At 69.2% G+C, this 21,472-nt stretch carries 18 protein-coding genes; 4 read left to right on the plus strand and 14 right to left on the minus strand.

Features of this window, described 5'->3' with window-relative positions:
* The first annotated feature begins 91 nt into the window (after window positions 1-91).
* Entirely contained in the window at window positions 92-982 is an 891-nt protein-coding gene (locus tag ELQ90_RS13970) for an HhH-GPD family protein (protein ID WP_128495903.1), read from the plus strand.
* Between the two features lie 67 nt (window positions 983-1,049).
* Window positions 1,050-2,333, plus strand: a complete 1,284-nt coding sequence (locus ELQ90_RS13975) for an Nramp family divalent metal transporter (RefSeq protein ID WP_128495904.1) — start codon at window positions 1,050-1,052, stop codon at window positions 2,331-2,333.
* 76 nt (window positions 2,334-2,409) lie between these two features.
* Here ELQ90_RS13975 and rbfA read toward each other — a convergent pair whose 3' ends face one another.
* The 4 genes from rbfA to nusA all read right to left on the minus strand — a co-directional run bounded on the left by rbfA (window position 2,410) and on the right by nusA (window position 7,201).
* On the minus strand, window positions 2,410-2,907 hold the full coding sequence (rbfA, locus tag ELQ90_RS13980) for a 30S ribosome-binding factor RbfA (protein ID WP_128495905.1): 498 nt from the start codon (window positions 2,905-2,907) through the stop codon (window positions 2,410-2,412).
* 86 nt (window positions 2,908-2,993) lie between these two features.
* Window positions 2,994-5,789: a translation initiation factor IF-2 gene (gene infB, locus ELQ90_RS13985; RefSeq protein WP_128495906.1), complete on the minus strand. Its 2,796-nt coding sequence runs from the start codon at window positions 5,787-5,789 to the stop codon at window positions 2,994-2,996.
* 83 nt (window positions 5,790-5,872) lie between these two features.
* On the minus strand, window positions 5,873-6,118 hold the full coding sequence (locus ELQ90_RS13990; protein ID WP_128495907.1) for a YlxR family protein: 246 nt from the start codon (window positions 6,116-6,118) through the stop codon (window positions 5,873-5,875).
* 96 nt (window positions 6,119-6,214) lie between these two features.
* Window positions 6,215-7,201: a transcription termination factor NusA gene (gene nusA / locus ELQ90_RS13995; protein WP_128495908.1), complete on the minus strand. Its 987-nt coding sequence runs from the start codon at window positions 7,199-7,201 to the stop codon at window positions 6,215-6,217.
* Between the two features lie 154 nt (window positions 7,202-7,355).
* Here nusA and ELQ90_RS14000 point away from each other — a divergent pair, with 154 nt between their 5' ends.
* Complete coding sequence (locus tag ELQ90_RS14000) at window positions 7,356-8,819, plus strand: alanine/glycine:cation symporter family protein (RefSeq protein WP_128495909.1); 1,464 nt, start codon at window positions 7,356-7,358, stop codon at window positions 8,817-8,819.
* A gap of 55 nt (window positions 8,820-8,874) precedes the next feature.
* Here the strand turns inward: ELQ90_RS14000 and ELQ90_RS14005 are convergent, their stop codons facing one another.
* The 9 genes from ELQ90_RS14005 to ELQ90_RS14045 all read right to left on the minus strand — a co-directional run bounded on the left by ELQ90_RS14005 (window position 8,875) and on the right by ELQ90_RS14045 (window position 18,619).
* The gene (locus ELQ90_RS14005; RefSeq protein ID WP_128495910.1) at window positions 8,875-10,653 is read right to left on the minus strand and encodes a proline--tRNA ligase; all 1,779 of its coding nucleotides are present in this window, start codon (window positions 10,651-10,653) and stop codon (window positions 8,875-8,877) included.
* A 48-nt stretch (window positions 10,654-10,701) separates the two neighbouring features.
* Window positions 10,702-11,499, minus strand: a complete 798-nt coding sequence (locus tag ELQ90_RS14010; protein WP_128495911.1) for a tetratricopeptide repeat protein — start codon at window positions 11,497-11,499, stop codon at window positions 10,702-10,704.
* Window positions 11,492-12,535: a vWA domain-containing protein gene (locus ELQ90_RS14015; protein ID WP_128495912.1), complete on the minus strand. Its 1,044-nt coding sequence runs from the start codon at window positions 12,533-12,535 to the stop codon at window positions 11,492-11,494. The genes ELQ90_RS14010 and ELQ90_RS14015 overlap by 8 nt, the downstream gene beginning before the upstream one ends.
* Window positions 12,532-13,524 (minus strand): vWA domain-containing protein, encoded by a 993-nt coding sequence (locus ELQ90_RS14020; protein ID WP_128495913.1) that lies wholly within the window; start codon window positions 13,522-13,524, stop codon window positions 12,532-12,534. Before ELQ90_RS14020 ends, ELQ90_RS14015 begins: the two co-directional genes overlap by 4 nt.
* 7 nt (window positions 13,525-13,531) lie before the next feature.
* Window positions 13,532-14,011: a hypothetical protein gene (locus ELQ90_RS14025; protein WP_128495914.1), complete on the minus strand. Its 480-nt coding sequence runs from the start codon at window positions 14,009-14,011 to the stop codon at window positions 13,532-13,534.
* Window positions 13,998-14,885: a DUF58 domain-containing protein gene (locus ELQ90_RS14030; protein ID WP_128495915.1), complete on the minus strand. Its 888-nt coding sequence runs from the start codon at window positions 14,883-14,885 to the stop codon at window positions 13,998-14,000. The genes ELQ90_RS14025 and ELQ90_RS14030 overlap by 14 nt, the downstream gene beginning before the upstream one ends.
* Window positions 14,886-14,892: 7 nt before the next feature.
* Window positions 14,893-15,897, minus strand: coding sequence for an AAA family ATPase (locus ELQ90_RS14035; RefSeq protein WP_128495999.1), 1,005 nt, complete (start codon window positions 15,895-15,897; stop codon window positions 14,893-14,895).
* Between the two features lie 108 nt (window positions 15,898-16,005).
* A complete protein-coding gene (ispG, locus tag ELQ90_RS14040) occupies window positions 16,006-17,145 on the minus strand; it encodes a flavodoxin-dependent (E)-4-hydroxy-3-methylbut-2-enyl-diphosphate synthase (RefSeq protein WP_128496000.1) in 1,140 nt (379 codons plus the stop codon).
* Window positions 17,146-17,233: 88 nt separating this feature from the next.
* The gene (locus ELQ90_RS14045) at window positions 17,234-18,619 is read right to left on the minus strand and encodes a M50 family metallopeptidase (protein WP_128495916.1); all 1,386 of its coding nucleotides are present in this window, start codon (window positions 18,617-18,619) and stop codon (window positions 17,234-17,236) included.
* 132 nt (window positions 18,620-18,751) lie between these two features.
* Here ELQ90_RS14045 and ELQ90_RS14050 point away from each other — a divergent pair, with 132 nt between their 5' ends.
* Window positions 18,752-20,296, plus strand: a complete 1,545-nt coding sequence (locus tag ELQ90_RS14050; RefSeq protein ID WP_128496001.1) for a Mur ligase family protein — start codon at window positions 18,752-18,754, stop codon at window positions 20,294-20,296.
* A 55-nt stretch (window positions 20,297-20,351) separates the two neighbouring features.
* On the opposite strand, the gene dxr is transcribed toward ELQ90_RS14050, so the two are convergent.
* Entirely contained in the window at window positions 20,352-21,434 is a 1,083-nt protein-coding gene (gene dxr / locus ELQ90_RS14055) for a 1-deoxy-D-xylulose-5-phosphate reductoisomerase (protein ID WP_128495917.1), read from the minus strand.
* Window positions 21,435-21,472 lie beyond the last annotated feature (38 nt).

A 21,472-nucleotide genomic window follows, 5' to 3' on the forward strand; every position in this document is an offset into this window, starting at 1 on the left:
GAGCCTACTCGCGCAGGGCCAGGGTGCCGGCGTCTTCGAGCCCGGCCGGGCGCGCCTGCGAGCCGACGCCACCGCTTAGAGTCGAAGGGTGATGGACGGCGCCGATGACCAGCGACCGGCGATCGCCGGTCGCGTCGCCGACTGGTACCGCGAGGATCACCGCGACCTCCCCTGGCGACGCCCCGGCTTCACCGCCTGGGGCACCCTCGTGAGCGAGTTCATGCTGCAGCAGACGCCGGTCGCGCGAGTGATCCCACGCCTCGAGGAGTGGCTCGACCGCTGGCCGACCCCCGCAGACCTCGCTGCCTCACCGGCCGGCGAGGCGGTCCGCGCGTGGGCCAACCTGGGTTATCCGCGTCGCGCGCTCTGGCTGCACGCCGCGGCCGTGCAGATCACCGAGCGCCACGGCGGCGACGTGCCGCGCGACGTCGAGGCCCTGCTCGCGCTCACGGGCATCGGCGACTACACGGCTCGAGCCGTCGCGGTCTTCTCGTTCGGTGACAGGCATCCCGTCGTCGACACGAACACGCGCCGCGTCATCGCCCGAGCCGTGCACGGGCAGGGGCAGCCGGGTCCCCCGCACGCTCGCCGGGACCTCGCGGCGATGGACGCCCTGCTCCCCGACGACGACGGAGACGCCGCCGTCGTCAACGCCGCGATGATGGAGCTCGGGGCGGTCGTGTGCGTCGCCCGCTCCCCCCGCTGCGACGAGTGCCCCGTCGCCGAGCTGTGCGCGTGGCGGGCGACCGGCTACCCCGCGTACGACGGGCCGACGAAGGGTGTCCAGAAAGCGTACGAAGGCAGTGACCGTCATGTCCGAGGCCTCATCATGCGGGAGCTCAGAGCGGCGCACGTTCCCGTCACCGACGCCGAGATCGCCTCGCTGTGGCCCGAGAGCGTCCAACGCGACCGAGCCCTCGCGGGCCTCCTCGCCGACGGACTCGCGGTTCGCTCCTCCCGCGGCGGGTACCTGCTCCCTTGAGTCCCGCGAGCCGAGTCGCCGGCGCGGAGGGTGGAGTCGGGAGGTGGCGCGCCGCTAGGGTCGGACGATGGTGAACGACGAAGCCGCCGCCCTCCGTCCGTCCTCGGTCGAACCGCCGCACAAGTGGCGAGTGATCGGTCCGGGCCTCGTCGTCGCCGCGACGGGCATCGGTGCCGGTGATCTCGTCGCGACGCTCGTGGCCGGAAGCCGCTTCGGCTACACGCTCCTGTGGGCTGCGATCGTCGGGGTGCTCATCAAGATCGCACTCGTCGAGGGCGCCGGGCGCTGGACGCTGGCGAGCGGGAAGTCCATCTTCGAGGGGTGGCGGCTCGCGGGACGCTGGACGGTCGTCTTCTTCGCGCCGTACATCCTGATCTGGGGCCTCGTGTACGGCGCCGCCGCGATGTCGAGCACCGCCCTGCCGCTCGCAGCACTCTTCCCCGCCGTCGACCTCAACGTCTTCGCGATCGTCTCCGGCCTCCTTGGGGCCGTCATCGTGTGGTTCGGGCGGTACAAGACCTTCGAGTACATCATCGCGTTCTTCGTCGGGCTCATGTTCGTCACGGTCGTCGGCGCGGCCGTCGTGACGCTCCCGAACCTCGGGGCCGTCGTCACCGGACTCATCCCCCGCATCCCCGACGGCGCTCTCATCTACACGTTGAGCCTCGCCGGCGGAGTGGGAGGCACCATCACGCTCGCCGCCTACGGCTACTGGCTCAAGGAGAAGGGCTGGACGACGCCGCGGTGGATTCGGGTCATGCGGATCGACAACACGGTCGCGTACGTCGTCTCGGGCGTCTTCGTCGTCTCTATGCTCGTCGTCGGTGCCGAGCTGCTGTATTCCTCGGGACTCACGGTCGAGGACGGCGAAGGGGGCCTGCTCGATCTCGCGGGCGTGCTCGGAGAGCGCTACGGCACGTTCATGAGCTACTTCTTCCTCATCGGCTTCTGGGCCTCGTCGTTCTCCTCGATCCTCGGCGTGTGGAACGGGGTGTCGCTCATGTTCGCCGACTTCCTCGGCAACCTGCGCGGACTGGGCGCGGACGACCCGCGCCGGAGGATCGGCGGACTCTACTACCGCCTGTACATCGTCTGGCTGACGATCCCGCCGATGGCGCTCCTGTTCCTCGGCAAGCCGATCGGGCTCATCGTCGCCTACGGTGCGCTCGGAGCGCTCTTCATGCCGTTCCTCGCGACGACGCTCCTCTACCTGCTCAACTCGCGGCACATGCCGAAGCAGCACCGGAACACGTGGTACCTCAACCTGATCCTCGGTGTCATCGCGGCGCTCTTCGTCGCCCTCGGCGTCAACGAGCTCGTGAAGGCCGTGGCTCCGCTCTTCTCCTCCTGACCCGCTCACCCCACTGAAAATCCCCCCTGTGCACGCGATCACGTGCACAGAGGGGATTTTCAGGGGTGAGAGGGAGCTAGCGCGCGTCGGCGCCGTCCGACGGTGACTCGTCGTCGTCTTCATCGTCCTCGTCGAGGTCGTCGTCCTCGTCGAGGTCACGCGGCTTGACGTAGGGGTCGGCGTCACCGGCGTACGCCGCGGTGGCGGCGAGGCGCTCCGTCTCCGCGTCGCGCTCGCGCGCCTCGCGGAGCAGGTCGTCGATCGCCGCCGCATTCTCGGGCACGGCGTCGAGCTGGAACTCGAGCGTCGGCGTGAGCCGAGCCGTGATGTTCCGCCCGACCTCGCTGCGGAGCAGCCCCGTGGCCGCCTTGAGCGCCGCCGAACTGTCCGCGCGCTCCTCGTCCGTGCCGTAGACGGTGTAGAAGACCGTCGCGTGCTGCAGGTCCCCCGTCATCTGCACGTCCGTGATCGTCACGAAGCCGAGCCGCGGATCCCGCAGACCCCGCTGCAGTCGAGCGGCGACGATCTCCTTGATCCTGTCCGCGAGCTTCCTCGCGCGAGCGACGTCAACCATGGCTCATCCTTCCTCTGGTCCGCTGAAGAGCGGTGAAAACGGGAAACGCCCGCCGACCCGGAAGGTCGGCGGGCGCACCGCGCAGGCTAGCCGCGCGGCTTCTCCTTCATCTCGATCGTCTCGATCTCGTCACCGATCTGGATGTCGTTGAACTTGCCGAGACCGATACCGGCCTCGAAGTCCGTCCGCACCTCGGTGACGTCGTCCTTGAAGCGACGCAGCGACTCGATCGCGAGATTGTCCCCGACGACGACACCCTCGCGGATGACGCGCGCCTTGGCGTTCCTCGTGATCGTGCCCGAGCGCACGATGACACCGGCGATGTTGCCGAACTTCGAGGAGCGGAAGATCTCGCGGATCTCCGCGACACCCGACTGGACCTCTTCGTACTCCGGCTTGAGCATGCCCGTGAGGCTCGACTCGACATCGTCGAGGGCGTTGTAGATGACCGAGTAGAACCGGATGTCCACACCCTCGCGAGCGGCACGCTCTCGAGCCTTCGGGTCGGGGCGCACGTTGAACCCGATGATGATCGCGTTGTCGATCGTCGCGAGGTTCACGTCCGACTCCGTCACCGCACCGACACCGCGGTGGATGATGCGCAGCTGCACCGAGTCGTCGACCTCGATCTTGAGGAGCGACTCCTCGAGGGCCTCCACGGCACCCGAGACGTCACCCTTGATGATGAGGTTGAGCGACTCGACCTTGCCCTCTTCGAGAGCACGCGTGAAGTCCTCGAGGCTGATGCGCTTGCGCGCCTTGGCCAGCGAGGCGTTGCGCTCCGCGGCTTCGCGCTTCTCGGCGATCTGACGGGCCGTGCGGTCCTCCTCGGTGACGAGGAAGGTGTCGCCGGCGCGCGGGACGCTCGAGAGACCCTGCACCTGGACGGGACGCGACGGGCCGGCCTCGAGGACGGTCTCGCCGTTCTCGTCGACCATGGCGCGGACGCGTCCGTAAGCGGTACCCGCGACGATCGCGTCGCCGACCCGGAGCGTTCCGGACTGGATGAGCACCGTGGCGACCGAACCGCGACCCTTGTCGAGCTTGGCCTCGATCGCGACACCACGAGCGTCCTTGTTGGGGTTCGCCCGCATGTCGAGGCCCGCGTCCGCCGTGAGCAGCACGGCGTCGAGAAGCTCGGCGATGCCGATGTTCTCGCGCGCCGACACGTCGACGAACATGACGTCTCCGCCGTACTCCTCGGCGACGAGCCCGTACTCGGTGAGCTGCTGGCGCACCTTGGCGGGGTTGGCGTCGGGCTTGTCGATCTTGTTCACCGCGACGACGATCGGGACGTTGGCGGCCTGGGCGTGGTTCAACGCCTCGACCGTCTGCGGCATGATGCCGTCGTCCGCCGCGACAACGAGGATCGCGATGTCCGTCACCTGCGCACCACGAGCACGCATGGCGGTGAACGCCTCATGACCCGGGGTGTCGATGAAGGTGATGGCGCGCTCGATGCCCTCGTGCTCGGTCGAGACCTGGTAGGCACCGATGTGCTGCGTGATGCCGCCGGCCTCACCCGCCACGACGTTCGCGTTGCGGATGGCGTCGAGCAGTCGCGTCTTACCGTGGTCGACGTGACCCATGACGGTGACGACCGGAGGACGTGCCTCGAGGTCCTCGTCGTCCTCGGCCTCGAGCTCGGCGTCGATGTCGATGTCGAAGCCCTCGAGGAGCTCGCGGTCCTCGTCCTCGGGGGAGACCATCTGGATCTTGTAGCCGAGTTCGTCGCCGAGCACCGCGAAGGTCGACTCGTCGAGCGACTCCGTCGCCGTGGCCATCTCACCGAGGTGGAACAGCACGGTCACGAGGTTGCCGGGGCTCGCGTCGATCTTGTCGGCGAAGTCCGCGATCGAGGCGCCGCGGCGCAGACGCACCACGGTGTTGCCGTCGCCGCGCGGGACCTGCACACCGCCGATCGACGGGGCCTCCCGCATCTCGAACTCTTGCCGCTTCGTCCGCTTCGACTTGCGCGACTTGCTCTTGCCGCCGCCACGACCGAACGCACCGGCGGTACCACCACCGGGACCACGGCCACGGCCACCGCCGCCACCCGGACGACCGGCGAACCCGCCGGCGGGACGCTGGGCGAAGCCGCCCGCTGCGCCCGGAGCGCCTCCTCCGCCACCGGGGCGCTGGAAACCACCGCCACCGGGACGACCGCCACCGGCACCGCCGGGACGCTGGAAACCGCCGCCGCCGGGACGTCCGCCGGCACCGGCCGGACGGGGGCCGCCGGGTCGCGGCGAACCGGGACGCGGAGCCTGCGGACGCGGAATGTTCGAGGGCGACGGGGTCGGGCGCTGGCCCATGCCCTGAGCGCTCGCGAACGGGTTGTTACCGGGGCGCGGACCGGCTGGGCGCGAGCCCATGCCCTGAGCGCTCGAGAACGGGTTGTTGCCTGGACGCGGGGTGCCACCGGGACGCGGAGCGCCACCGGGTGCCGCGGCCGTCGGCTTCGACTCGGGAGCCGGAGCGGGAGTGGCGGCGGGCGCCGGAGCGGCCTTCGCCGCCGGAGCGGTCTCTTCGCGGGGAGCGGGGCTCGGCGCGGGAGCGGCCTTGGGAGCCGGTGCCGGGGCCGGAGCCGGAGCCGGAGCCGGAGCCGGTCCTGGACGGCTCGACGACGGGGACGCCGGACGGTTCGCCGACGCGCCGCCGGGACGAGCGGCCGACGGCGAGGCCGGCTTCGTCGCGGGTGCGGCCGATGCCGCGGGCGCGGCGTCGGCGAGGGCCGCGCGCAGCTTGCGCGCGACGGGGGGTTCAATGCTCGAGGACGGTCCCTTCACGAACTCGCCCAATTCCTTGAGCTTCGCGAGGGCGACCTTGCTGTCTACACCGAGTTCGGATGCGATCTCGTGTACGCGTGGTTTGGCAGCCACTTCTCTCCTGTCTGGGTCTCCCCAGGCAGGGGGGACCGTTAGTTGTGGACGGGTCTCATTTCGAGCCGCTCATCAGTTGTCCATTAGCCGTTCAGCCTGTTCTCTAGTGAGTTCGTGTCGAGAGGGGTCCGTACGCGGAAGGCCCGGGCGAAAGCCCGCTTCTTCTCGGCGAGTCGGAAGCACTCGATGTCGGGATGCAGCCACGCCCCACGTCCGGGGAGAGAGGCACGATCGTCCACGACGATCTGCGTCTCCCGGGCGACAAGCCGCACGAGAGTGGACCTGTTGGCACGCGAACGGCATCCGACGCACGTTCTGACAGGTTCCATCCTACACCTCCCCCGGCCCGCTCCCTGAGCGCGCCGCCGATGGGCGGCACGCTCGGGGCGAACACGCCCGACGAGCGGGCGCGGCCCGGACCACTCCTATTCGTCGAGGATCGAATCCGGCTGGATGTCGATCTTCGCGCCCGTCAGCTTCGCGGCGAGGCGGGCGTTCTGGCCCTCCTTGCCGATGGCGAGCGAGAGCTGGTAGTCCGGAACCAGTGCCCGGACGGCCTTGATGCTCTGATCGAGGACGAAGGTCGACGTGACCTTCGCGGGCGACAACGCGTTCCCGACGAACGTCGCGAGGTCGGGCGAGTAGTCGACGATGTCGATCTTCTCGGTGCCGAGCTCCTCCGTGACCGCCCGCACGCGGCGGCCCATCTCGCCGATGCACGCGCCCTTCGCGTTGATCGCCGGGTCCGTCGCGCGGACGGCGATCTTGGTCCGATGGCCCGCCTCGCGTGCGAGCGAGACGATCTCGACGAGACCGGAGGCGATCTCCGGCACCTCGAGCGCGAAGAGCTTCCGCACGAGCGACGGGTGCGTCCGCGACACCGTGATCGACGGCCCCTTGACGCCCTTCGAAACGCTCGTCACGTAGACGCGGATGCGGGAGCCGTGCGGGTACTGCTCGCCCGGGACCTGCTCCTCTGGAGGCATGATCGCCTCGATCGTGCCGAGGTCGACGTGGATCATCTTCGGGTTCGGACCCTGCTGGATGACGCCCGCGACGATGTCGCCCTCGCGACCCTTGAACTCCCCGAGCACCGCGTCGTCCGCGATGTCGCGCAGCCGCTGGTTGATGACCTGCTTCGCGGCGAACGCCGCGATCCGGCCGAAGTCCTCGGGCATCGTCTCCGACTCGCCGATGACGTTGCCGTCGTCGTCCTTCTCGGGGATGAGCACGGCGACGTGGCCGGTCTTCCGATCGAGGTGCACGCGAGCATCCGTCGCGTCGCCACCCGACTGGGTCTCGTTCTTCTGGTAGGCGGTGAGGATCGCCTGCTCGATGATGTGCACGAGTTCGTCGAACGGGATCTCCCGCTCCCGTTCCATCATCTTCAGGACAGTGAGATCGATGTCCACGACGGCCACCTCCATATTCAGCTCTTGCCGGCGCGAACCGCGCGCCGGACTACCTGTCAAGGGTACTAGACGGATCCGTCGGAGGGGAGCTTCTCAGGACGGGAGCCGCATGCGTCCGCTCGCCTTCGCGGCGGTTCTCGGGCACAGTTGCACGATGGACGCACTCAACGGATTCATCCTCTCTGCCGGCGACACCCTCTGGACGTGGGCGGTGCTCCCCGTGCTCGCTCTTCTCGGCGTCTACTTCACCGTCCGATCGGGCGTCGTCCAGTTCCGCCTCATCCCGGAGATGTTCCGCACACTCGCGGACAAGACACCACTCACCGTCGACGGGAAGCCGCAATCGATCTCCGCCTTCCAGGCGTTCAGCGTCTCGGCCGCGTCGCGCGTAGGTGTCGGCAACATCGCCGGCGTCGGGACGGCGATCGCGATCGGGGGCCCCGGCGCGGTGTTCTGGATGTGGACCATGGCGTTCATCGGTGGCGCGTCGAGCTTCGTCGAGTCGACTCTCGGACAGCTCTACAAAGTGCGGGACGCCGACGGCTTCCGTGGCGGGCCGGCGTACTACATGGAACGCGGACTGAAGGCCCGCTGGATGGGCATCCTCTTCGCCATCATCCTCATCGTCTGCTTCCCTTTCGCATTCAGCTCCCTGCAGGCGAACACCATCAGCGCGACGGTGTCGTCGAGCTTCGGAGGGACGACCTGGATCCCGGTCGTGGTCGGCGTGGTCCTCGCCGTGCTCACCGCTCTCGTCGTCTTCGGCGGCATCCGCCGCATCGCGAGTGTCACGCAAGCCGTCGTGCCCGCGATGGCTCTCGGCTACCTCCTGCTCGGCCTCGTCATCGTGGCGATGAACATCGACAAGGTTCCGGCGGCGTTCGCCTCGATCTTCACCCAGGCGTTCGGCTTCAACGAGGTCGTCGGAGCAGCGATCGGCGTCATCATCATGACGGGCGTCAAGCGCGGGATGTTCTCGAACGAGGCGGGACTCGGATCCGCTCCCAACGCCGGAGCGAGCGCCGCGGTGACGCACCCGGTGAAGCAAGGACTCGTGCAGACGCTCGGCGTCTACTTCGACACCTTCCTCGTATGCTCCATCACCGCATTCATCATCCTCGTGTCGACACCCGACCTCGCGAATGCGACTCAGGGCATCGGGCTCACACAGGAGGCCATCGTCGGGAATCTCGGCGAATGGTCCAACGTCCTGCTCAGCAGCATCATCTTCCTGCTCGCGTTCAGCTCCATCCTCGGCAACTACTACTACGGCGAGTCGAACATCGAGTTCATCTCCTCTCGGCGGTCCGTACTGACGACCTACCGTGTCCTCGTCGTGGCCGCCATCTTCGGAGGCTCGATCGCGTCGGCCGATCTCATCTGGAACACGGCGGACGGCATCATGGGACTCATGGCACTCGTGAATCTCGTGGCCATCGGCTTGCTGTCGGGCGTCGCCTTCAAACTCCTGAAGGACTACACGGAGCAGCGGCGCCGCGGCATCAATCCCGTCTTCACCCGTGATCGCCTACCCGGCGTGACAGGAATCGAGTGCTGGGAGGACGAGCTCACCGTCACGGGGCCTCTGACGATCCCGGACGCGACTCGCTTGCGCTAAAACGAGCCCTCCCCCCACGCAGATGCACGGGGAGAGGGCTCGAGGACGAATCCCGTCAGGAAGCGCGCAACCGCGCCACGGCGTCGACGACCTCGGCGATCGCGACCGGCTCGCGCTCGCCCGTGCGGCGGTCCCACACCTCGACGATGCCGTCGGCGACGCCGCGGCCGGCGATGACGATGATCGGCACGCCGATGAGCTCGGCGTCGCCGAACTTCACGCCGGGAGAGACCTTCGGCCGGTCGTCGTAGAGCACGTCGACGCCGGCGGTCTCGAGCTGGTCGGAGATCCAGTCGGCGGTCTCGAAGACGGCGGCCTCCCGTCCCGTCGCGACGAGGTGCACGTCGAACGGAGCGACCTGGGTCGGCCACACGAGACCCTTGTCGTCGTTGTTGAGCTCGGCGATCGTCGCGAGGATGCGCGTGATGCCGATGCCGTAGGAGCCCATCGTGACGGTGACGAGCTTGCCGTTCTCGTCGAGGACCTTGAGGCCGAGGGACTCGGCGTACTTGCGACCGAGTTGGAAGACGTGCCCGAGCTCCATGCCTCGAGCGAGTTCGACGGGGCCGGAGCCGTCGGGGGCGGGGTCGCCCGCGCGCACCGCTGCTGCCTCCACGACGCCGTCGGCCGTGAAGTCGCGACCCGCGACGAGCCCGAAGACGTGGCGTCCCTTCTCGTTCGCACCCGTGATCCACTCGGTGCCGTCGACGATGCGGGGGTCGAGGACGAACCGGATCCCCGTGCTCGACTCCTCGCCGAGCACGGCGCCGTCGGCCGACCACGGCCCGATGTAGCCCTTCACGAGACCGGGGTGCTTCGCGAAGTCCTCGTCCGTCGCGGGCTCGACCTCCGCCGGGGCGAAGGCGACCTCGACGCGCTTCATCTCGACCTCACGGTCGCCCGGGAGACCGACGACGACGAGCTCGCGCGTGCCCTCGAGGTCGGTGAGGGCGAGCACGACGTTCTTGAGCGTGTCGGCGGCCGTCCACTCGCGACCGTCCTCGCGCGGGTGCTCGGCGTTCGCGAGATCGACGAGGGTCTGGATCGTGGGCGTGTCCGGGGTGTCGTGGACCACCGCGGCGGGGAGCCCCTCGATGGGACGGGCGTCGGGGACGACCGTCGTGAACGCCTCGACGTTGGCGGCGTATCCGCCCGCCGACCGCACGAACGTGTCCTCACCGATCGGCGTGGGGTGCAGGAACTCCTCGCTCCGGGACCCGCCCATGGCGCCGGCATCGGCGTGGACGATGACGTACTCGAGGCCGAGGCGGGAGAAGATGCGCTCGTAGGCGTCACGCTGACTCTGGTAGCTCGCGTCGAGGCCCGCGTCCGTGTAGTCGAACGAGTACGCGTCCTTCATCGTGAACTCGCGTCCGCGGAGCAGACCGGCACGCGGACGTGCCTCGTCGCGGTACTTGTCCTGGATCTGGAAGATCGACAGCGGCAGGTCCTTGTAGCTCGAGTAGAGGTCTTTCACGAGGAGGGTGAAGACCTCCTCGTGCGTCGGGGCGAGAAGGTAGTCGGCGCCCTTGCGGTCCTGCAGACGGAAGAGGGCGTCGCCGTACTCCTCCCAGCGCCCGGTCGCCTCGTAGGGCTCGCGGGGCAGCAGGGCCGGGAAGTGCACCTCGAAGGCGCCGGCCGCGGCCATCTCCTCGCGCACGATCGTCTCGATCTTCGCCTTCACACGCAGGCCGATCGGCAGCCACGCGAAGACGCCCGGCGCCTGGCGCCGGATGTAGCCGGCGCGGACGAGCAACCGGTGGCTCGTCACCTCCGCGCCGGAGGGGTCTTCACGGAGCGTGCGGAGGAAGTATGTCGAAAGGCGTGTAACCACGCGTCCATGCTAGCCCGCGCGAACCGAGCGTCGCCGGACGCCCGGGCGTCACCACGGCTTCTCGACGTACTCGCCTCCGCCGCGCTGGTCGGCGTCCTGGTCGCGACGGTCCTGCTCGGCGGCGTCGCCGCGGTCCTGGAGATCGTCCGTCGGCGAGCCGCCGTCGGCGTCCTCCTCGCCCGGAGTCGTCGAGCCCTCGCCCTCCTCCTGGCGTTCGACCTCGCCCTGCTTGCCCTCGATGCGATCGCGGGCGTTCTCGAGCCGCTCCCCCGCGTCGGTCCCCGACTCCTCCGCCGGTTCCTCCGGCGGTGTCGAGTCGTCCTCCGTCTCGCCCTCGAAGCACCCGTCCTCCTCGCCCCCGCGGATCACGGCGAGCGCCGTGTCGTAGAGGAGCGATGCGCCACGCAGGTACCCGCCCTCCGCATAGATGTCCCCGAGCTCCTCCCATGCGAGTGCGAGGTTGACGCGCACATCGCACGAGCGCTCGGCGGGCGCGAGCTCGAGCGCGACCGAGAGGTCATCGGTCGCGTCGTTGTACTCCTGCGCGAGAGCCGAGGCGGTACCGCGGTCGTAGTACGCGAGCCAGGGTTCGAACCAGTTGAGGGTCATGAGCGAGTCGCTTGCGGCGATGCTCTCGTCGAATCGGGCGGTCTCCGCCGCGTCGATCGCGTCCTGGGCGGTCAGCGAGAGACTCGCGAGCTTGAGCGACGTGGCGAGCGCGAGCAGGACGACCGGGAGCGACCACCAGAGGAGGCGCTTCCGTCGTCGCCGCATAGCGGAAGTGGTCCGGAGGCGTTTCATGCGGGGTGCGGCCGCCGATTCGGGTCTCGTGAGCGTGTCAGCCATCAGTCGCCCTCCTCAGGGCCGTCCGATCGGCCCGCCGTCCGCCCGTCGTGCCGGCGATGCCCGAGCGCAGGACGGTCCGCAGCATCCAGCCCAGTTCGAGGAGCGCGAGCGCCGTGAGCGGGATGGCGAGGAGCCAGTAGAGTTCCCCGGTCTCCGCGGGAACATCGCCGCCGCTCTCGACGTCCCCCACCTCGATGCCGGCGGTCGCCGGTGCTGCGGACGTCTCGGCGTCCCGATGCAGGTACTCGACGCCCAACTCGTCGGCGATCGTGGACAGCGCCCCCTCGTCGATGTGCGAGATCGCGTCCTGTCCCGTGGAGTAGTCCTGGATGTACGACGGCTCCGTGCCGTCGTCGTAGCCCGTGTAGGTGCGCATCGGTCCACCTGCCTCCGTGCCGTAGCCGAGCACGGCTCCCCCGTCGATGAACGGCGCGAGCCCGGCGAAAGAGCCCGGCTGCTCGCCGCTCGTCTGCTCCCCGTCGCCGAGGTAGAAGAGCACTCGGGAGCGCTCCGGGTTCTCCTCGGCGTCCGCTTCGAGCACACCGGTGAGGTACTCGACGGGCTCGTCGATGCTGCTCCCCGCCGAGTACGACGTGATCTCCTGCTGCAACGCCCGCGTCGCCTGGGCGAGCGCCGAGACGTCGGTCGTGAGAGGGACCCGGTGCACGGTCACGGCGTCGAATGTGACGAGCGATACGCGCGACCCGATGAGGGCCTCGGAGATCGCCAGGACGTCCTCGCGGACCCCGTCCAGTCGGGGAGCACCGTCGTCCCAGTCCTCCGCGGCCATGCTGCTCGTCGTGTCGACCACGAAGTAGAGGTCCACGTCACCGGAGGCGGCCGGAGGCAGCGACGGAGCCGGGACACCGGGCCGGAGGGCGATGCCGACGAGGAGGAGCACCATCACGAGGCGCGACGCCCACAACCAACGGGAGCGCCCGCGACCGGGGAGGACGAGCTGCACGATCGCGAAGCCCGCGAGCGCTGCTCCGAGCACGCTGATGAGCCACACGGGGATCACCGGGTCGATGATCATCGCCGCAGCCTCCACCCCGCGAACATGACGGCGGCGAGGGCCGCGAACCCCGCGAGCACGGGGGCCGTCGGTTCGTCCGTCACGGTGAGGACCGGTTCGCCCGTGAACCGCTCGGCCTGCCGATCCTGGACCTGATCGACGATCCCGGGCACGGCCGCGGGATCCTCGAGCGCCCAGTACGTGCCGTCGGTCCCCTCGACCACGTCGCGCATCTCGTCCGCGAACTCGGCGATGTAGTCGAGGCTCTCGACGTCGCCCGGGTTGAGTCCGAACACGACGACGTCCTTCGAGCTCGCGAACTCGCCGGCCTCCGGTAGCGTCATGATCTGCTCGCCGGCCACGTAGTTGTCGGTCGCGAAGACGACCGAACGCGAACGCTCGGCGTCGAGGTCGTCGAACCGCATGACGCACGACGCGAGCCCGTCGCCGATCATCGACGACCCGTTGCCGAGGAGGGTGCCGTTCGCGAACGACCAGTCGGTGTCGGGATCGACGAGGTCGGCGTGGAGGGCGTCGAGCTGCGCCCGTGCGTACGCGTAGTCGCTCGTGAGGGGGAACGCCGTGATCGCCGACGCATTGAAGAGCACGAGACCGATGCGTTCGCCGTCGAACTCCTCCGTGAGCTCGGAGAACGTCTCGACGATCTGCGCGTCGTAGTCGATCATCGACCCGGAGACGTCGAGGCACAGCACGATGTCGCGATTCCGGAGTTCCGGTTGCACCGTCGTCAGCGAGACGAGCCGCCCGGAGAGCACGGCGCTCGCGCCGACGAGGAGGACGACGGCCACGATGACGGTCCAGAGCAGTGCGCGATACCGCCGGAGGGCCGACGCGTACGCGGGAAGCGCCGTCAACCGCTCCGAGTGCGCGACGGGCACGGCGTCCGTCGCGCGCCGCCGTCCCCGTATCTGCAGCACGACCACGACGCCCACGACGACGAGCGCGGCGACGAACCACGCGAGGACGAGCCAGAGGTTGACGAGGGTCACGGCCGCATCACCACCACGACGCCACGGCGTTACGAGCCACGTCGGCTGACCGGTGGACGTCGCCGTTCTCGACGCTCGCGAACTCCGCCGGGTAGTACACCGCGACGGCGTGGGCGATCGCGCCGAGCCGCGCGTGCGTGAGATCGTCGAGGGTCATGACGTCCGCCCGCACGCCCGACGACTCCTGCGCGTAGAACCGCACGAGGGTTCCGAGCTTCTGATGCGCTGCGCGAGTGGACAGCCGCCCGGCGTCGTACGACGCGACGACCTCGTCGACGAGTGACAGATACCGCGCACGCACCTCCTCGCGCGACGGAGCGCTCGGCGCCTCGACGTCGGCGACGGGGACGAGTTCCGTCGCGCGGCGCGAGACCCACCAGACGAAGACGTACCAGCCCACGACGAGGACGACGAGCGCGAGCGCGATCGCCATCCACCCCCACCAGTACTGGGCGAGGGGGTTGTAGCCGACCTCATCGCCGAGCATGGTTGTGGGCCTCGATGAGTCGGAAGAGGGTCGGGACGACGTCGGACTGGCTCGTGACGCGGACGTGAGAGATCGCGAGAGAGTCCAGCCGATCGTCGCGCGCCGAACCGCGAGCCTGCTCCGCTTCCGCGAACGCCGCGCGCAACCGTCGATCCCGTCGGAGGAAGTCGGGGATTCCGCGCTCGTCGGCGACGTCGAACATCGGGGTCGCCGTCCAGCGCGCCGACATGACGTCGGCGTCGCCGACCGTGATCCAGAGGATCTCATGCTGGACGGTGAGGCGGCGGACGAGGGCGGCCGTGGCCGCGTCGACGGCCGCATCGTCGGCGACGATCACGAGGAGCATGCGTCGCCGTACCGTGCGCACGACGCGTTCGAGGACGGCTCGCAGGTCGCTTCGCGCGCCGTCGAGTCGGGCGCGTTCGACGACGACCTGGAGGATGCGCTCGAGATGCGACTCGGCGCCCTTGGGCTCGACGAGCCGCACACCGTCGGCGTCGCCCGCGATGAGCCCGACCCTGTCGCCGTGACGCACGGCGATGTAGCCGAGGGCGCCTGCCGCGAGGACCGCGACGTCGCGCTTCGGTTCCCCTCCCGCGCCGACGGCCGCGAGGTCACGGCCCGTGTCGACGACGAGCATGACCGTCTGCTTCCGGTGAGCGATGAACTGCTTCGTGAGCGGATAGCCCGCCCGTGCCGTGGCCTTCCAGTCGATGTCGCGGATCTCGTCGCCGGGGACGTAGGGGCGGATGTCGTCGAACTCGTGGCTCTTGCCGCGGAAGATCGATGCGTACTCGCCGTCGAGCATGCCGCGCACGCGCCGATGGGCACGGATCGAGAGGGTCGACTTCACGCGGGTGAGGAGCGCGGTCACGACGGGCTCACGGCACCTGGACGACGCCGAAGATCGCGTCGATGATCGCCTCGGGGCGCACGTCGTCCGCGATCGCCTCGAAGCCGAGGATGATGCGGTGCCGCAGCACCTGGTGGCGGTACGCCTTCACGTCCTCCGGGATCACGTGCTCACGCCCCGCGAGGAGCGCGAGCGCCCGGGCGACGGTGGCGAAGGCGATGCTGGCACGGGGACTCGCCCCGTACTCCACGTAGGACGCCATGCGTTCAGGGAGATAGGACGACGCGTTGCGCGTGACGTAGACCGTCTGGACGATGTACGCGAGGATCGCAGGATCGAGGTAGACGCGCGGGACGAGCGACTGGAGGAAGAGGACGTCGTCGATGCTCACGCGCGGTGCGCGGCCGTCGTGCTTGTACACCCCGGCGTTGACGCGCCGCACGATCTCGGCCTCTTCCGCGATCGTCGGGTAGTCGAGCACCTCCTTGATGAGGAAGCGGTCGAGCTGGGCCTCCGGCAGGTGGTACGTCCCCTCCTGCTCGATGGGGTTCTGGGTCGCGAGGACGAGGAACGGATCAGGGAGGGCGTAGTCCACTCCCCCGATCGACGTCTGCTTCTCCTGCATCGCCTCGAGCATCGCGGACTGCGTCTTCGCGCTCGACCGGTTGACCTCGTCGAGCAACACGAAGTTGGCGTGCACGGGACCGAGCTGGGTCGTGAACTCGGCCGTTCTCGGGTCGTAGATCTGCGTTCCGACGATGTCCGAGGGGAGGAGGTCCGGCGTGCACTGGATGCGCCGGAAACTTCCGCCGACCGCGTCGGCGATCGTCTCGGCGGCCGTCGTCTTCGCGAGCCCCGGCACGCTCTCGAGCAAAACGTGTCCGCCCGTGAGCAGAGCGACGAGCAGACTCGTCCGGAGGCTCGATTGGCCGACGACCTTCTCGTCGAATCGAGCGGCGATCGCGCCGATCACGGCACGAGCGCGCTCGAGTTCGTCGCGCGTGACGGTGGGCGTGGTCGTGGGCTGCTCGATCACGGCGTATGCTCCCCGGTTCGTGGCTGTGCTCGGGCGTCCATGCCAGAGAATCGTCCGCTCAGTCTAAGCGCCGATCCTGCGAGGTCTCCCTCGGTCGCGACGGCGCTAGTGCGCTCCGACGGAGACGGTCGGCGCGCCCGTCGATGTGTCGTCGGCGGGCAGTTCCGCGGCGATTCGGTTGGCCTCGCGGATGAGGGTCGCGACGATCTCCGACTCGGGGACGGTCGCGATGACCTCGCCCTTCACGAAGATCTGGCCCTTGCCGTTGCCCGACGCGACACCGAGGTCCGCTTCGCGCGCTTCGCCAGGTCCGTTGACGACGCAGCCCATGACGGCGACGCGGAGCGGGACAGACATGCCCTCGAGCCCCGTCGTGACCTCTTCGGCGAGCGTGTAGACGTCCACCTGGGCGCGTCCGCAGCTCGGGCACGAGACGATCTCGAGCTTGCGCTCGCGGAGGTTGAGCGACTGCAGGATCTGCAGGCCGACCTTGACCTCTTCGACGGGCGGAGCGGAGAGGGAGACGCGGATGGTGTCGCCGATCCCCTCCGACAGCAGGATGCCGAAGGCCGTCGCGCTCTTGATGGTGCCCTGGAAGGCGGGGCCCGCCTCGGTGACACCGAGGTGGAGCGGCCAGTCGCCGCGCTCGGCGAGCAAACGGTAGGCCTTCACCATCACGATGGGGTCGTTGTGCTTCACCGAGATCTTGAAGTCGTGGAAGTCGTGCTCCTCGAAGAGGCTCGCCTCCCACTGCGCGCTCTCGGCGAGCGCCTCCGGCGTCGCCTTGCCGTACTTCTGAAGGAGTCGCGGGTCGAGGGAGCCCGCATTGACGCCGATGCGGAGGCTGACGCCCGCGTCCTTCGCGGCCTTCGCGATCTCGCCGACGCGGTCGTCGAACTTGCGGATGTTGCCGGGGTTCACGCGGACGGCGGCGCACCCGGCGTCGATCGCGGCGAACACGTAGTTCGGCTGGAAGTGGATGTCCGCGATGACCGGGATCTGGCTCTTCTTCGCGATGATGGGGAGGGCTTCGGCGTCGTCGCGGCTGGGGACGGCTACACGCACGATGTCGCACCCGGCGGCGGTGAGCTCGGCGATCTGCTGCAGTGTCGCGTTGATGTCCGGGGTCGGCGTCGTCGTCATCGATTGGACGCTCACGGGGGCGTCACCGCCCACGAGCACGCTTCCCACTCGGATCTGGCGCGACTTGCGGCGAGGGGCGAGTACGTCCGGGACGCTCGGCATCCCCAGATTCACGGCTGGCACGCTGTCATCCTACGCGCGGCCGACTGACAACCGGCCGCGTGACTGACGCGCGGACCCGGCGCAGGGATCAGCCGAAGAGGTCGATCGGTTTGACGAGGTCGGCGTAGATCAGCAGGAGGCTCATCGCTCCGAGCACGATCACGACGCCGAAGGTCAGCGGCATGAGCTTCGCCGAGTCAACGGGGCCGGGATCGGGCTTGCGACGCAGCTTCGCGAAGCCCCGACGCACGCCCTCGTAGAGCGCCGTGATGATGTGACCGCCGTCGAGCGGCATGAGGGGGACGAGGTTGAAGACGAAGAGGGCGACGTTGAGCGAGGCGAGCATGCCGATCATCGTCGCGGCCTTGCTCGCGACGGGCACCTCCTCGAGCGCGGCCACCTCACCGGCGATACGCCCGACGCCCACGACGCTCATCGGGCCGTTCGGGTCGCGCTCACCGGGGCCGAACGCGGCCTCTGCGACGTCGATGAGGCGCTGGGGCAAGTTGAGGATGAGGTGGACCATCGAACCGAGTGCGTTGCCGACGGTCGGCAGTACCTCCGTCGCGGGTTGCTGCACGAGGGCCGACATCGGCGATATCCCCGCGAAGCCGACCTCTTCGACGATGGGCTCGCCGTTCTCCTCGATGGGCTGGTTGGCGTCGTCGTAGACGTACCGCTCGGTGAGCAACGGAGTGAGTTCGAGGCTCACCTCCTCCCCGTCGCGGTCGACGACGAGGGAGAGTGTCCGGCCGGCGGACTCCCGGATGATCGCGGTCGACTCCTCCCAACCCTCGATGGCCTCGCCGTCGATGCTCACGATCGTGTCGCCCGGCTCGAGTCCCGCGGCGGCTCCGGGGGCGACGGGGTCGCCCTCCGCGCACGTCGTGCGATCAGAGGTCGCTGGCAGGGCGCACTGCGAGATCGCGCCGACCGTCGTCGTCGGCTGCGCCGTTCCGAAGCCCATGAGGAGGACGGCGAAGAGGACGATCGCGATGAGGAGGTTCATGAACGGACCGCCGAGCATGACGATGACGCGCTTCCAGACGGGCAACCGGTAGAAGGTGCGATCCTCGTCTCCCGCGCCGATGGTGTCGGCGCTCGCCTGCCGCGCGTCCTGCACGAGGGTGTCGAAGTAGCGGGAACGGGAGCTCTGCTCCTGAGCCTGCGGGCTCGTGGAGAGCTGTTGGAAGAAACCGGTGCTCGACTCGACGGCTCGGTCGCCCGGAGCCTTGGGCGGGAACATCCCGATCATCGAGATGTAGCCGCCGAGCGGAATCGCCTTGACGCCGTATTCGGTCTCGCCCTTCCGCCGCGACCAGATGGTCTTGCCGAAACCGATCATGTACTGCGTGACCCTCACTCCGAAGAGCTTGGCGGGGACGAGATGGCCGACCTCGTGGAGCCCGATCGAGACGACGAGGCCCACGACGATGATCAACACGCCGAGCAGGTAGAGCAGGACCGATTCCACTCGCACACGATACAGCCGCCACCCACGCGGAGGCTGTCGCGCGGCTGTGAGACGATGGATAACCTCCCGAGCGGTCGCTCCGGAGGTCGAGAGGGCAAGTGAGGCGCAGTGGATTCATACGGACCCGCGTCGATGCGCCCCACCTCGCTGCGATCGGTCCCCCTCTCGGATCTCGAGCGCTCGTTCGGACTCCGCCGCGTGCGCGGCCTCGCCGCCGGGGACCCGTTCGTGTCCGGGGTCTCGATCGACGGCGCGGCCGTCGTCCAGGGCGACCTCTACATCGGTCTCCCGGGCGCCCGCCACCACGGCGCCGCCTTCGCCGGGCAAGCCGTCGAGGCCGGTGCCGTCGCGATCCTCACGGACGACGACGGGATGCTCCTCCTCGAACGCCAGATCGGCGTCCCCGTCCTCGTCTGGAGCCGGCCGCTCCGGCCGCTCGTCGGTATGATCGCCGCGTCGGTGTACGACACCGGTTCCCTCGGCCTGCCGACCTTCGCCGTCACCGGGACGAACGGCAAGACGTCGACGACGCACTTCCTCGAGGCTCTGCTCACCGGCATGGGCCTCGTTCCCGGAGTCAGCTCGACCGCCGAGCGACGGATCGGCTCGACGGTCATCCCGTCGAAACTCACGACGCCCGAGGCCGCCGAGCTGCACGCGATCGTCGCGCGGATGGCGGAACTCGGTGCGCGTTCGCTCGTCATCGAGGTGAGCGCTCACGCCCTCACCCGTCACCGCGTCGACGGCTTCGTCTTCGACGTGGCAGCGTTCACCAACCTGAGCCACGATCACCTCGACGACTACGCCGACATGGATGCGTACCTCGCCGCGAAGATCGAGCTGTTCACGTCGTCCCGCTCGCGGCGGGCCGTCGTCAACCTCGACACTCCGGCCGGCGCGACCGTCGTCGAGCGGTCCCAGGTTCCCGTAGCGACGATCGCGACGGCGGCGGAACCGGGTGCCGTCGTCGACGCCGACTGGGTCGTCGAGATCGTCGAGGAGTCGCTCGACCACACCGCCTTCACCGTGCGTCACCGCGAGCACGGTGCGCTGAACGCGCGCGTACCGGTCGTCGGTCGTCACATGGCCGCGAACGGGGGCCTCGCGATCGCGATGCTCGTCGAGTCCGGGCACTCCCTCGAGGAGATCGCGGGCGCCCTCGGTCGCGACGGCCTCATCGAGGCCGATCTGCCGGCGCGGGCCGTCCGCATCCCCGCGGCATCGGGGCCCGCGGTGTTCATCGACTCGGGTCACAGCCCCGACGCCTTCGATAAGACCCTCGCCTCGTTGCGCCGGCTCGCTCGCGGGCGCGTCATCGCCGTCATCGGGGCGAACGGCGATCGGGACACGACGAAACGGGCCGACATGGGGGCAACCGCCGCCCTCGGCAGCGACCTCGTCGTCGTCACCGATCATCATCCCCGCGGTGAGGATCCCGCAGCGATCCGCGCGGCCGTCATCGCGGGAGCGAAGGCGGCGCGGCCGGATGCCGACGTCCGGGACATCGCCGACCCCTCGACGGCGATCCGCGCCGCCGTCGGTGCCGCCCGCGAAGGTGACGTCGTCGTGTGGATGGGTCTCGCGGGCAAGGACTACCGCGAGCTCGACGGGACGACCGTGCCGTTCTCCGTCCCCGGCGAGACGACGGCCGCGCTGCACGAGGCCGGCTGGCACTGACCCGATGGTCGCTCGCTGACCGCGGGCTGATTCAGCGGCGACGACGCAACCGGCGTCAACGCGCGGCGATGAGCGACCGCGCGGTTCGACGCGCCCAGTCCTCGGCGTCTGCAAGGGTCTCCCGGTTCACGTCCTCCGCTCCCTCGTGCGCGTCGACCACCCGGCGCACGGTCTCGACGATCTCGAGGTAGCGGATCGCGCCGTCATGGAAGGCGTCGACGGCCTCCTCGTTCGCGGCGTTGAAGACGGCGGGGAAGGTCCCGCCGGCGCGGCCGACGACCTTCGCGAGGTCGAGGGCGGGGAATGCCTCGGCGTCGAGGGGCTCGAAGGTCCACGAACTCGCCGTGGTCCAATCCAGCGGACGTCCGACGCCCGCGACCCGATTCGGCCAGTCGAGCCCGAGGGAGATCGGGAGCCGCATGTCGGGAGGGGAGGCCTGGACGATCGAGCTTCCGTCGACGAATTCGACGAGCGAGTGCACGATCGATTGCGGGTGCACGACGACGTCGATGCGCTCGTACGGCACGTCGAAGAGAATGTGCGCCTCGATCACCTCGAGCCCCTTGTTGACGAGGGTCGCCGAGTTCGTCGTGACGACGCGTCCCATGTCCCATGTCGGGTGGGCGAGAGCCTCAGCGGGCGTGACGTTCTCGAGCTGGGCACGGCGACGCCCCCGGAAGGGTCCGCCGGAAGCGGTGAGGACGAGTCGACGGACCTCGGAGGCCTCGCCGGCCCGGAGCGCTTGCGCGATCGCCGAGTGTTCCGAGTCGACGGGAACGATCTGCCCGGGGCGCGCAACGCGCTTCACGAGGTCGCCCCCGACGATGAGGGACTCCTTGTTGGCGAGAGCGAGAGTCGCCCCCGACTCGAGGGCCGCCATCGTGGGCCCGAGCCCGACGGACCCGGTGATGCCGTTGAGGACGACGTCCGCCTCGACACCGCGGACGAGTCGTTCGGCGTCGTCCGCTCCCAGCGCCGTCTCGTCGACCGAGAAGGCCTCCGCTTGCGCTGCGAGCCCCTCACTGTCGCGGCCGGCGGCGAGACCGACGATCTCGAAGCGTTCGGGGTTGGCCCGGATCACGTCGAGGGCCTGGGTACCGATGGAACCGGTGGATCCGAGGATGATGACGCGGCGCATATCGTCAGGCTAGCGTCCGCCGGGCGGACAGGACCGGT

Source organism: Labedella phragmitis (genome assembly GCF_004078635.1).
GTDB classification, from domain to species: domain Bacteria; phylum Actinomycetota; class Actinomycetes; order Actinomycetales; family Microbacteriaceae; genus Labedella; species Labedella phragmitis.